The organism is Sphingomonas sp. QA11 (assembly GCF_028473665.1).
Lineage (GTDB): Bacteria > Pseudomonadota > Alphaproteobacteria > Sphingomonadales > Sphingomonadaceae > Sphingomonas > Sphingomonas phytovorans.
The window spans coordinates 2,134,019-2,146,083 of record NZ_CP098774.1 but is presented as its reverse complement, the minus strand read 5'-3'; the positions used below and the strand labels follow the sequence as shown (position 1 = coordinate 2,146,083).

Genomic DNA, 12,065 nt, shown 5'->3' with positions numbered 1-12,065 from the left:
CTATGGTCGCGCGTTAGGACGGTGACAATGTACGACGACCATTATGGATTGAGCGGCCGGCCGTTCCAGCTTACGCCCGATCCGCGTTTCTGGTTCGATACCGCCACGCACCGCAAGGCGATGGCCTATCTCGGCTATGGGCTTGCCCAGGGCGAGGGGTTCATCGTCATCACCGGGGATGTCGGCGCGGGCAAGACGACCCTGGTCGGCCATCTGATGGCGACGGTGGACCGGGAGCGGCTGCACATCGTCAAGATCGTCTCCACCCAGATCGAGGCGGACGACCTGCTGCGCCTGGTGGCGGACGGGCTCGACGTCGACAGCGCCGGCATGACCAAGGCGCAGCTGCTGACCGCGATCGAGCGCGGGCTGCATGCGATGGCGCGGTCGGGGCGGCGCACGCTGCTGATCGTCGACGAGGCGCAGGCGCTGCCCGTCTCGGCGCTGGAGGAGCTTCGCATGCTCTCCAACTTCCAGGCCGGCGGTCACGCGCTGCTCCAGATCTTCCTGCTTGGCCAGCCCGAGTTCCGCGAACGGCTGCATGGCTCCGACCGGCTCGAGCAGCTGCGCCAGCGCGTGATCGCGATGCACCATCTCGACCCGATGGGCCCGGAAGAGGTCGAGCCCTATATGGTGCACCGGCTTTCAGTGGTCGGCTGGCAGGGACGGCCGCGCTTCACCCCCGATGCTTTCGAGGCGATCTACAAAGGGTCGGACGGCGTGCCGCGGCGGCTGAACCAGCTTGCCGGGCGGGTCCTGCTGTTCGGGGCGATCGAGCAGCTTGACACGATCGACGGGCGCGCGGTGGCGTCGGTGATCGCCGACATGGCGGGCGATGCGCCGGTGGCGAAGCCTGTTGTCGCCACGGACCGTGCGCCGATGCGGGTTGTCGACACGGCCCCCGATAGCGCCGCGCTGCCGCCCGTCGAGCCGACGCGCCAGGAGGATGTTCCCGCGACGCCGGGTGACGGGGCACTTGCCGCGCGCCTGGCGGCGCTCGAGGCGCGGGTCCAGGATCAGGACGCGGTGATGCGCCGGGTGCTGACCCTGCTGGTCGACTGGGTCGAGGGCGAGCAGCAGCCCGACCTTGAGTCGGTACGCGCGGTCAGCCGGTAGCGGATCATGCGCAACGCCCTTTCAGTCGATGTCGAGGACTGGTTCCAGGTCGGTGCCTTCGAGAAGGTGATCGACAAGGCCGACTGGGATTCGCTTGCGCCGCGCGTCGAGCGGAATACCGACGCGGTGCTTGCGCTGTTCGGCGAGAGCGGGGTGAAGGGAACCTTCTTCACGCTCGGCTGGGTGGCTGAGCGCTATCCGGCGCTGATCCGGCGGATCGTCGAGCAGGGGCATGAGCTGGCCAGCCATGGCTGGGACCATCAGCGAGTCTTCACCATGGATGCGGCGCAGTTCCGCGCCGATCTCGCCCGGTCGCGCAAGGTGCTCGAGGATGCCGGCGGCGTGGCGGTGACGGGCTATCGCGCGCCGAGCTTCTCGATCGACAAGCGCACACCCTGGGCTCACCCGGTGCTGGCTGAGGAGGGCTATGCCTATTCGTCCAGCGTCGCGCCGGTGCGGCACGACCATTATGGCTGGCCCGAGGCGCCACGCTTCGCGTTCCGGCCGGTGGCGGATGCGGCACTGATCGAGGTGCCGGTGACGATCGCCGATGTCGGGGGGCGCAGGCTCGCGACCGGCGGCGGGTTCTTCCGGTTGTTTCCGGCGGCGCTGACCAACTATGCGATCAGGCAGGTGGCGGGCGAGGGACATCCGGCGGTGTTCTATTTCCATCCCTGGGAGATCGATCCCGGCCAGCCGCGCGTGGCCAATGCGCCGGTCAGGTCGAAGCTCCGCCACTACAGCCGGCTCGGCGCGATGTCGGGCAAGCTCCGGACGCTGATCAGGCGGCACGACTGGGGCCGGATGGATGCGGTGGTCGCCGAAGCCCGTCTCGGGATGGCGTGAACATGCCGCTCGTCTCGGCGCCGCTGGGGCTGCGCGCGGTCGATCTGCGTGATGCGGCGGAGCTGGCGCGGCTCGACTCGTTCGTGCGCGCGCATCCGGAAGGCACGCCCTTTCATCTCCCGACGTGGAGTGCCGCGGTCGCGGAAGGCTGCGGGCAGCGCAGCCATACGCTGGTGGCGGAGCGCGCCAACGGGTCGCTGGCAGCAATGCTGCCGCTGACCGAGGTGCGCTCGCCCTTGTTCGGCAAGGCGCTCGTCTCGAACGGTTTCGCGGTCGGCGGGGGAATCCTTGCCGAGAGCGACGATGCCGTGCGGCCGCTGGGCGAGGCCGCCTGGGCCCTGGCCGAGAAGCTCGGCTGCCCGACATTGGAGATTCGCGGTGGTCCGGTCGAAGGGCCGGAATGGATTCGCGACGACGAGACCTATCTTGGCTTCGTGCGCCCGCTCGCTGAAACCGACGAGGCTGAACTGACCGCCATTCCGCGCAAACAGCGGGCCGAGGTGCGCAAGAGCCTAGACATCGAGCTTGAGGTTTCGGTCGGGCGTCATGATGCCGACCTGCGGGCGCACTATGCCGTCTATGCCGAGTCGGTGCGCAACCTGGGCACCCCGGTGTTCCCCGCGAAGCTGTTCCGGTCGGTCCTGAAGGAATTCGGTGAGTCTGCGGATATCCTGACGATCCGATCGGGAGGGAAACCGGTGGCGAGCGTGCTGAGCCTGTATATGGACGGCACCGTCTACCCCTATTGGGGCGGGGGGACTCAGGCGGCGCGCGCGCTGCGGGCCAATGACCGGATGTATTTCGCGCTGATGGCGCATGCCAGGGCCAAAGGCTGCACGCGTTTCGACTTCGGACGCTCAAAGACTGGAACCGGACCTGCCGCATTCAAGAAGAACTGGGGTTTCCAGGGTGTTCCCTTGATGTATGCTAAGCGCGCGGCGGCCGGGGAAACGCCGCGCGAAATCAACCCGTTGAATCCGCGCTATCGATTCCAGGTCGAGGCGTGGAAGAAGCTGCCGCTTTGGGTCGCGAACGGGATTGGGCCGCATATTTCCAGAGGACTCGGCTGATGGGCGACATCCTGTTCCTGGCGCATCGCGTGCCCTATCCGCCGGATCGGGGCGACAAGATTCGCGGGTTCAACATCCTGAAGTTCCTGTCGGCGCGCAAACGGGTCCATCTGATCGCGTTCGCCGACGACACGCGCGACATGAAGCAGAAGAGCGGGCTGGCGAAATTCACCGGCAACCGATCGATCATCTGGCGTTCCAAGCCGCGCGCGGTGGCGGCGCTCGAGGCGATCTTCACGCGCAAGCCGGTGTCGCTGACGGCATTCGAGAACCGTCCGCTCCGCGAGCAGGTCGAGCGGATCCTGTCGGCGCATTCGATCGACACGATCTACGTCTATTCGAGCCAGATGGCGCAATATCTGCCGTCCCGGCCGCGGCAGCGCGTGATCATGGATTTCTGCGACATGGATTCGGCGAAGTTCACCGCTTACGCGAAGACCGCCAAGGGCCCGACGGCGTGGTTCATGAAGCGCGAGGCGAAGATGCTGTTCAGCCATGAGCGCGCCGTCGCCAAGATCGCCGATGCCAGCCTGTTCGTCAGCGCGGCCGAGGCGGAGCTGTTCAGGTCGAAAACCGGCGCCGAGCGGGTGCATGTCGTGGAGAACGGCATCGATACCGAATTCTTCGATCCGGTCGCCCATTTCAAGCGGATCGACACGACCGGCGAGCTGATGGTCTTCACCGGCCAGATGGATTACCGCCCGAATATCGAGGCGGTGACCTGGTTCGTCGAGACGATCCTGCCGCATGTCCGCATACGCCACCCCCAGGCGCGCTTCGCGATCGTTGGGCGCAACCCGACGGAAGCAGTCAGGGCGCTGGCGAAGCAGCCGGGCGTGATCGTCACGGGCGAGGTGGCCGACGTGCGCGGCTGGCTGGCGGCGGCGTCGGTCGTGGTCGCGCCGCTGAAGCTGGCGCGCGGCGTGCAGAACAAGGTGCTCGAGGCGATGGCGATGGCGCGCCCGGTGGTCGCTTCGGCCGCCGCGGCCGAGGGGATCGACCATGGCGGTACGATCCGCATCGGCGCGACGGTCGGCGAGATCGCCGAGGAAGTGATCGCCGTGCTGGACAATCCGACTTCGGCAAGCGTCATGGGCCGCGAGGCACGCGAGCAGGTGCAGAAGCGTTACAGCTGGCAGGCATGTCTCGCGCCGCTCGATTCGATCCTCGGCATCCGGGTGAAGGCACCGCCGAAGAGGTCGGCTGCATGACCGTCGCATTCCCGGCGGCCGAGGTCGCGGCCGGGAACGAGGCGCGCGGATTCGATGCCCATTGGCGGCGTCACGCGACGATCCTTGCCGGGGCCGCGATCGCGCTGTTGCTGCTGTTCCGGGCCGACACAGCCGATCTTGCGCGCATCTGGTGGACCAGCACGACCTTCGGGCATTGCCTGTTCATCGCCCCGGTCATCGGCTGGCTGGTGTGGCAGCGCCGGATGGAGCTTGCGCAGCTGACGCTGGTCGCGTGGTGGCCGGGGCTTGCGCTAGTCGCCGTCGGCGGATTCGGCTGGCTGCTCGGCGACGCGGCGGGTGTCGCGCTGGCGCGGCATCTCGGGCTGGTGATCATGCTCCAGGGCGCCGTTGTGACGATCCTTGGCCCCAATGTCGCCCGGGGGCTGCTGTTCCCGCTGTGCTATGCTTTCTTCATGGTGCCGTTCGGCGAGGGGCTTGAAGGGCCGCTCCAGACAGTTACCGTCGAGATGGTGATGCCGCTGCTGCATCTGTTCGGTGTGCCGGCACATGTCGATGGCGTGCTCATCACCATCCCCAACGGCTATTTCGAGGTGGCCGAGGCCTGTTCCGGCGCGAAATTCGTCATCGCGATGATCGCCTATGGCACGCTGGTGGCGAATGTCTGCTTCACCTCCTGGACCCGGCGCGCGATCTTCATGATCGTTGCGCTGATCGTGCCGGTCATCGCCAACGGCCTGCGCGCGTTCGGGACGATCTATGCGGCGTACCTGACCTCGGTGGAGCGGGCGACAGGCATGGACCATATCGTCTATGGCTGGGTGTTCTTCGGCGTGGTGATGGCGGCGGTGCTGGCGATCGGCTGGCGCTGGTTCGACCGAGTGCCGGATGCGCCGGTGTTCGACCCCGCGCAATTGCAGGCCGAACCGAAGCGGCGAAGCGACGCGCTGGTCGCGGCGGCACTGGTACTGACCGTCGCCGGCATCTTCCCGGCCTGGTCGGCCGCGATCGCGGGGCGGGCGCAGGCACTGCCGAACGCGATCACGCTGCCGGAGGTGCCCGGCTGGCACCGCGCGCCGATGAGCGTGCGCGCGCCCTGGGCACCCTATTATCCGGGTGCGGACCATTATCTGATCGGGCGGTACGAGAATGGCCGGGGCGATGCCGTCGATCTCGCCGTGGCGGTGTATGGCAGCCAGCATGAAGGCAAGGAACTGGTGTCGTTCGGCGTCGGCGCGATCCGCGAGGACGATGTCTGGGTGCGGATCGAGGACCTGCCCGATATCGCGGGCGGATCGGTCATCCGGGCGACCGCGCCGGGTCCGGTCGAGCGCCGGATCGCCACCTGGTACCGGGTCGGCGACGTGGTGACTCACGATGACCGGGCGGTGAAGCTCGAAACACTCAAGGCACGGTTGCTTGGCGGGCCACAGCGGGCAGTGGCGGTGCATATCTCGGCCGAGGTGATGCCGGGCCGCGATCCGCGCGCCGCCATCGAGGCCTTTCTCGCCGCGCTGGGGCCGATCGACGTGCTGGCTGATCGCAGCGCTGGCATGCCGCGCTGAGCCGGCGGCGATTTGGGGCGCGTCGAGCTTGTCGAAGCATCGTGCTTCCTGTCTAGCAGGACGGGTGACGAAGGGGTGGGGACTTAACTGATGTGCGGCATCGCCGGGATCTTCTATCCCGCCACGCCCAAGCCGGTCGATCCGGCCCGAATCGCCGCCATGGCGGACGCCCAGGCGCATCGCGGGCCCGATGGATCGGGCGTGTGGACCGCACCGGGCGTCGGGCTGGGGCATCGCCGCCTGTCGATCATCGACGTTGCGGGCAGCCCGCAGCCAATGGCCAGCGCCGACGGCTCGCTGACCGTCACCTATAATGGCGAAATCTATAATTTCGCCGAGCTGCGCGCCGAACTGCAGGCGCTTGGCGCGATCTTCGTCACCAGGGGCGATACCGAGGTGTTGCTCCACGGCTGGGCGCTCTGGGGACCGGCAATGCTCGACCGGCTGAACGGCATGTTCGCCTTCGCGCTGCATGATGCGCGAAGGCAGAGCCTGTTCCTGGCGCGCGACCGGCTCGGGGTGAAGCCGCTCCATTATGTCGAACTGTCGGACGGCGGCGTTGCCTTCGCGTCCGAACTCAAGGGCCTGCTTGCCCATCCGCTGCTGCGACGCTCGCCCGATATCCGCGCGGTCGAGGATTATATGGCGTTCGGCTATGTGCCGGACGATGCCTGCCTGATCGCGGGTGTGAAGAAACTGCCCGCCGGCCATTCGCTGCTGCTCGAACGGGGCAAGTCGCTTCCCGCGCCGTCGCGCTGGTGGGATGTCGATTTCTCGCGGCGGGCTACCGGCAAGCAGAAGGCGCTTGAGGAGGAACTGGTCGAGCGGCTGCGCGAGGCAGTGACCTCGCGGATGGTTTCGGACGTGCCGCTCGGTGCGTTCCTGTCCGGCGGGGTGGACAGCTCCGCGGTGGTCGCGCTGATGGCCGAAGCGTCGAAGCGCGCGGTGAAGACCTGCACGATCGGGTTCGACGAGGCAGGGCACGACGAACGATCCTATGCGAACGAGATCGCCGAGCGCTTCGCGACGGAGCATCGCGAACGCGTGGTGGCGGCGGATGATTTCGCGCTGATCGACACGCTGGTCGCAGCCTTTGACGAGCCCTTTGCCGATGCGTCGGCGCTGGCGACCTACCGCGTGTGCGAGCTGGCCCGCGAGAATGTGACGGTGGCCCTTTCCGGCGACGGCGCTGACGAAGCGTTCGCCGGATATCGTCGCTACAAGTTCCAGGCCGCCGAGGAACGCGTGCGGGCGCTGCTGCCTCCCTCGATCAGGGCGGGTACGTTCGGGGCGCTCGGGCGCTTCTATCCCAAGGCCGACTGGGCGCCGCAACGGCTGCGGGCGAAGACGACGCTGCTCGCGCTCGCCGAGGACGGCGCGGAGGCCTATGCGCGATCAGTCGGCGTGACGACGCCGACGCTGCGCGGGCTGCTCTTTTCCGATGAGGCGAAGCGGGCGCTGGGCGGTCACCGTGCCGAAGACCGCTATGTCCGAAGCATGCGTGATGCGCCCGCGCGCGATGCGATCGACCGCGCGCAATATGCCGATTTCCAGCACTGGCTGCCCGGCGACATCCTGACCAAGGCGGACCGGACCAGCATGGCGGTGAGCCTCGAGGCGCGCGAGCCGCTGCTCGATTATCGCCTTGTGGAATTCGCGGCCAGCCTGCCCGTCTCGATGCGGCTGAAACGCGGGCAGGGCAAATGGCTGATGAAGAAGGCGATGGAACGCTATCTGCCGCGCGACATCCTGTATCGACCCAAGATGGGCTTCGTCACGCCAATCAGCGCTTGGTTCCGCGGGCCCCTGGCGGAGGAAGCGGCGGCACTGGCGAAGTCGCGCGTGCTGACCGGCACCGGCTGGTTCGATCCGCGCGCGATCGAGCGGATCGCGGCCGACCACCGCGCCGGTCGCGCCGAGCATGGCCGGACGCTATGGCAGTTGGTGATGCTCGAACGATCGATGGCGCGGTTGTTCGGCTAAACTGACGTGGTTGGTGCAATCCGACCGGTGCGGTTCTTCAATCGCCTGGGTATCATCGAAGCAGAGGTGCGCGAAACGCCTGTGCCCTTAGATACGCCATCTCGACAGGCTCGATGGCTACTCGGGGCGAACGGGAGGGGAGGAATCAAAGCCCGGTGGTTTAGAAAACCACCATCGCCGCATGGAGAGTCAGCGCCATCAGGCAGAGCGTCGCGAGGGTGAAGATCGAGAAGCGGATGATAACCCGGTTCACCGTCACCTGCACGATGCTGTGCACCACGCGCAGGCCGACATAGGCCCAGGCGATCGTCAGATTGAGTCCGCCGCCGGCACCCAGCAGCGCCAGGGTGAGCGCGATGGCGTAGAACAGGGTCGGCTGTTCCATCAGGTGGTTGTAATTGTCCGCCGGCCATTGCGCCCGGGGCGGGATGACCGCCTTCAGGTCGACACCATTGCCACCGACGAGGTTCTTCGTGTCGATCTTCGCGGCGTTCATCGCCGGAATTCGCTTCGCATACATCCAGAGCCACATCACGAGGCTCCAGGCGATCAGCGCGACGACGGGCGCGAGAATCGGGCTGTGGTCGGTCATTTTCGGTAACTCCCCCTTTTGTGCTGGGACGAGGCTGCCTCAATCGTGACGGGTGCGCAACTTTCAATGATGTCAGTAACTGAAATGGACAGGGGCCCGGAGCCCGGCAATGTTGCCGCGCTCCAGACCCCTCCACCAGTCGCTCAAAACTCCTCCCCGTTCCGGGCAGGAGCCAAGATATCAGTCGAAGCTGGCGCCCCAGCGGCGCTTGGTGCGGTTCTTCCACAGGCCGCGATGATAGGCGTCCGAAGCGAGGAGCGGCATTACGCTGCCGGCTTCGGCGAACACCATCTGCTCGATGCCGGTGTTGACCTTGCCCCAGCTCGCGGCCTCCTGCAGCGTCGAGGACGAGCAGGCGCCGTCGCGCACGTCGGCGACGGTGATCTGGACCGCATATTTGTGGACCTGGACGTCGTCATGGCCGAGGATTTCGGCGCAGACCACGGTATCCTGGATGAAGTTCTTCGGCACGCCGCCGCCGATCATCAGCAGGCCGGTGGTGCCAGCCTTGATCTTGATGTCGGTCAGCTCACGGAAGTCCGCGATGGCGTCGAGCACCATGTATGGCTTGCCTTCCTTGGCGCGGTCGACCTGGTGCTTGACCAGACCGAAGCCGGCCGAGCTGTCGACGAAGGCCGGGCAGAAGATCGGCACGTCATGCTCATAGGCGAGCTTGACCAGACTGTTGTCCTTCTTGCCGTTCTCGACGAGGTACTTGCCCATCGCGCGGATGAACTCGCGGCTGGAATAGGGGCGCGGCTCGAGCGAGTTCGCGATCTCGTAGATCGTGTGGTCGCAATCCTGAAGCTGCTCTTCGTCGATGTACGTGTCGTAGATGCGGTCGATCAGCAGCGAGCGCAGCGTATCGTCGTCCGGCACTTCGAGCGCCTGATAATGCTTGTGGCCAAGGCCCTCGAAGAAATCCATGTCGACGATCGACGCGCCGGTCGCGACCACCCCGTCGATCATGTTGTTGCGCAGCAGCTCGGCATAGAGATCCATGCAGCCGCCGGCCGACGTGGAGCCCGCGATCACCAGGAAGATCGAGCAATCGGGATCGGCGAGCATCTGGTTGTAGATGTCGGTCGCGCGGCCCAGATCGCGGCTGGTGAAGCTCATCTTCTTCATCGCGTCGACGATCGGGCGCGCGTCGAACTTGGTGATGTCGATATGCTCGACCTGAGTCGAAAGCAGCTCTGCCTTGCGGGTGTCGTTGATGGTTTCGGTCATATCTCTTTCCTTGTCCCCCTCCCGCTTGCGGGAGGGGCTAGGGGTGGGCGCCCGGCTTAAGCGAGCGCGCCATCTGTTGAAAACGCGAGCCCACCCCCGGCCCCTCCCGCGAGCGGGAGGGGAGGAGGGAGGTGATAATAATTAGTCGTTACAGCGTGACGACGTTCGAGGCGACCTCGCGCTCGTCGCCGAGGTACAGCGAGGCCATCGGCTCGTCGGAGACGATCACCGTCTCGTCCGACCCGAAGCCGTTGAACGCGGTGCGCATCGCCGAGCCATAAGCGCCGAGCATGCCGATCTCGATATAATCACCGGCACCGATGTCGGCTGGCAACATGAACGGGCCGGCCATGTGATCCATGTCGTCACAGGTCGGGCCGTAGAAGCTGAACTCCATCAGCTTCGCCCGGCTGTCCGGCTCGCGCAGCAGCTCGACCGGGAAACGCCAGCCGATATGCGCCGCATCGAACAATGCGCCATAGGCACCGTCGTTGATGTAGAGTTCATCGCCACGGCGACGCTCGACCCGTACGATCAGCGAGCTGTACTCGGCGCATAGCGCACGGCCGGGTTCGCACCACAGTTCGGACGAGTAGCTGACCGGCAGGCTTTCGAACGCACGGTGGATCGTCTCGAAATAGCGCTCGAGCGGAGGAGGCTCCATGCCCGGATAGGTCGAGGGGAAACCGCCGCCGACGTCGATCACGTCGACCGTGACCGCCGCATCGACGATGGCCGCGCGGACACGCTCCATCGCCTGGGCATATGCCTCGGGCGTCATCGCCTGCGAGCCGACATGGAAGCAGATGCCCAGGGCATCGGCCGCCTGGCGGGCCGCGAACAGCAACGCCTTGGTCTCGCCCGGCGCCGCGCCGAACTTCGACGCGAGGCTGAGCTTCGAATGCTCGGACGACACGCGCAGGCGGACGCAGAGCGTCAGATCCTGCGCTGACCGGGTCGCGCGGACGATCTTGTCCAGTTCCTCGATCGAATCGAGCGAGAAGACGCGGACGCCATGCGTGAAATACGCCTCCTCGATCGCTTCCTCCGCCTTGACCGGGTGCATGAAGCACAGAGTCGCGCCGGGAATGGTGCGGGAGACGAGCCGTACCTCGGCGATCGAGGCCACGTCGTAATGCGTGATTCCGCTCTCCCACAGGACCTTCAGCAGGTCCGGCGAGGGATTGGCCTTCACGGCATACATCGAGCGGCCCGGAAACTTCTCCACGAAGAAGCGGGCGGCACGCGATGCGGCGTGCGGGCGAATGAGCGTTACCGGCTGAACCGGTCCGTGCTTAGCGATCTCGAAACCGCGGGTCGCGGTCGAAAGGGTGGTCGCTAACCCCAGCGCGCTATGATGCTTGTGCAACTCAAGGGACCTCCAAGTGCCTGATGGCGGACGAAAGCTGCCTTGCGGTTGGAAGTCCCATGGGGCAGCGGGAAGCGCGAAATAGGGTCGACTTTCTCCAATGTAAAGTGGAATTGGACCCACGGAGACGTAATGTGACATTTGTGCGACAACCTACCCGTGCCGGCGTGCGTGACGCGGCAGCCAAGATCGCGGCGATCCTGCCGCCATCGCCGCTGTTCGTCGTGGAAATCCGTGGAATCCCAGTGGCTTTCAAGGCGGAGTCGTTGCAGCCGATCGGCGCGTTCAAATTGCGCGGGGCATGGCATCGGCTCACCGCAATCGACGGAGAATCGCGCGCGAAAGGCGTCGTGGCCTTCTCTTCGGGGAACCACGCGCAGGGCGTGGCCTGGGCGGCGAAGCGGCTGGGTATGCCAGCGGTGATCGTGATGCCGGCCGACGCGCCGAAATCGAAGCGCGACGGGACTCTGGCCCTGGGAGCGGAGGTGGTCGATTACGACCGCGCGACTCAGAGCCGGGAGACGATTGCCGCGCAACTTGCCGAGGCGCGGGGCGCGGTGCTGGTGCCGAGTTTCGACGATCCCTGGATCATCGAAGGGCAGGGTAGTGCCGGAATCGAGGCGTCGGCGCAGATGGTCGAGCGCGGGCTGGGCGAGCCGGTCCAGGCGATCGTGCCGTGCGGCGGCGGCGGGCTGGCGGCGGGAATCACGCTTGGCTTGCGCGACGCGTTCATCACCGTGGCCGAGCCGGAAGGCTGGGACGATATGCGGCGGTCGCTCGAGGCCGGCTGGATCGAGCCGGTCGGCCCGAATCCGCCGCGCACGGCGTGCGACGCGTTGCAGACCACGCTTGTTTCCCCGCTGACGTTCGACGTGCTGTCGCGGCGCGGGGTGCAGGGCGTGGCGGTGAGCGAAGCAGAGATTCGAACGGCGCAGCGTTGGGCGGCGGAGCAGTTGCGGCTGGTGGTCGAGCCGGGCGGCGCGGTGGCGCTTGCCGCGCTGCTGGCGGGCAAGGTTGAGTTGGTTCCGGGGACGCTCGTCATCCTGTCCGGCGGGAATGTCGATCTGGCGGCCTATGGCGCCGTGCTGGCCGGGAGCGAATAAG

10 protein-coding genes are annotated in these 12,065 nt (G+C 66.4%); 7 read left to right on the top strand and 3 right to left on the bottom strand.

Going from position 1 to position 12,065, the window contains the following annotated elements; genetic code table 11:
• The first annotated feature begins 27 nt into the window (after positions 1-27).
• From NDN01_RS09875 to NDN01_RS09850, 6 genes are all read left to right on the top strand, one after another.
• A complete protein-coding gene (locus tag NDN01_RS09875) occupies positions 28-1,116 on the top strand; it encodes an XrtA/PEP-CTERM system-associated ATPase (RefSeq protein WP_272627211.1) in 1,089 nt (362 codons plus the stop codon).
• A gap of 6 nt (positions 1,117-1,122) precedes the next feature.
• Positions 1,123-1,962 carry an XrtA system polysaccharide deacetylase gene (locus tag NDN01_RS09870; RefSeq protein ID WP_272627210.1) on the top strand — a complete coding sequence of 280 codons (840 nt, stop codon included), beginning with the start codon at positions 1,123-1,125 and terminating at the stop codon, positions 1,960-1,962.
• A 2-nt stretch (positions 1,963-1,964) separates the two neighbouring features.
• Entirely contained in the window at positions 1,965-3,032 is a 1,068-nt protein-coding gene (locus NDN01_RS09865; RefSeq protein WP_443025221.1) for a FemAB family XrtA/PEP-CTERM system-associated protein, read from the top strand.
• The gene (locus NDN01_RS09860) at positions 3,032-4,243 is read left to right on the top strand and encodes a TIGR03087 family PEP-CTERM/XrtA system glycosyltransferase (RefSeq protein WP_272627208.1); all 1,212 of its coding nucleotides are present in this window, start codon (positions 3,032-3,034) and stop codon (positions 4,241-4,243) included. Before NDN01_RS09865 ends, NDN01_RS09860 begins: the two co-directional genes overlap by 1 nt.
• Positions 4,240-5,787, top strand: coding sequence for an exosortase A (gene xrtA / locus NDN01_RS09855; RefSeq protein WP_272627207.1), 1,548 nt, complete (start codon positions 4,240-4,242; stop codon positions 5,785-5,787). The genes NDN01_RS09860 and xrtA overlap by 4 nt, the downstream gene beginning before the upstream one ends.
• A gap of 90 nt (positions 5,788-5,877) precedes the next feature.
• Complete coding sequence (locus tag NDN01_RS09850) at positions 5,878-7,770, top strand: XrtA/PEP-CTERM system amidotransferase (protein ID WP_272627206.1); 1,893 nt, start codon at positions 5,878-5,880, stop codon at positions 7,768-7,770.
• Between the two features lie 160 nt (positions 7,771-7,930).
• On the opposite strand, the gene NDN01_RS09845 is transcribed toward NDN01_RS09850, so the two are convergent.
• The 3 genes from NDN01_RS09845 to NDN01_RS09835 form a co-directional block, all read right to left on the bottom strand.
• Positions 7,931-8,362 carry an MAPEG family protein gene (locus NDN01_RS09845; protein ID WP_272627205.1) on the bottom strand — a complete coding sequence of 144 codons (432 nt, stop codon included), beginning with the start codon at positions 8,360-8,362 and terminating at the stop codon, positions 7,931-7,933.
• A 180-nt stretch (positions 8,363-8,542) separates the two neighbouring features.
• Positions 8,543-9,592, bottom strand: coding sequence for a 1,9-bis(guanidino)-5-aza-nonane synthase (locus tag NDN01_RS09840; RefSeq protein WP_272627204.1), 1,050 nt, complete (start codon positions 9,590-9,592; stop codon positions 8,543-8,545).
• Positions 9,593-9,740: 148 nt separating this feature from the next.
• Positions 9,741-10,961: a type III PLP-dependent enzyme gene (locus tag NDN01_RS09835; protein WP_272627203.1), complete on the bottom strand. Its 1,221-nt coding sequence runs from the start codon at positions 10,959-10,961 to the stop codon at positions 9,741-9,743.
• Positions 10,962-11,095: 134 nt separating this feature from the next.
• Between NDN01_RS09835 and NDN01_RS09830 the strand changes: the two genes are divergently transcribed.
• Positions 11,096-12,064 carry a threonine ammonia-lyase gene (locus NDN01_RS09830; protein ID WP_272627202.1) on the top strand — a complete coding sequence of 323 codons (969 nt, stop codon included), beginning with the start codon at positions 11,096-11,098 and terminating at the stop codon, positions 12,062-12,064.
• Position 12,065 lies beyond the last annotated feature (1 nt).

Coding starts and splice junctions, on each gene's coding strand:
- NDN01_RS09850 (WP_272627206.1), top strand. CDS start 5,878: ATGTGCGGCATCGCCGGGATCTTCTATCCCGCCACGCCCAAGCCGGTC.
- NDN01_RS09865 (WP_443025221.1), top strand. CDS start 1,965: ATGCCGCTCGTCTCGGCGCCGCTGGGGCTGCGCGCGGTCGATCTGCGT.
- NDN01_RS09840 (WP_272627204.1), bottom strand. CDS start 9,592: ATGACCGAAACCATCAACGACACCCGCAAGGCAGAGCTGCTTTCGACT.
- NDN01_RS09875 (WP_272627211.1), top strand. CDS start 28: ATGTACGACGACCATTATGGATTGAGCGGCCGGCCGTTCCAGCTTACG.
- NDN01_RS09845 (WP_272627205.1), bottom strand. CDS start 8,362: ATGACCGACCACAGCCCGATTCTCGCGCCCGTCGTCGCGCTGATCGCC.
- NDN01_RS09870 (WP_272627210.1), top strand. CDS start 1,123: ATGCGCAACGCCCTTTCAGTCGATGTCGAGGACTGGTTCCAGGTCGGT.
- NDN01_RS09860 (WP_272627208.1), top strand. CDS start 3,032: ATGGGCGACATCCTGTTCCTGGCGCATCGCGTGCCCTATCCGCCGGAT.
- xrtA (WP_272627207.1), top strand. CDS start 4,240: ATGACCGTCGCATTCCCGGCGGCCGAGGTCGCGGCCGGGAACGAGGCG.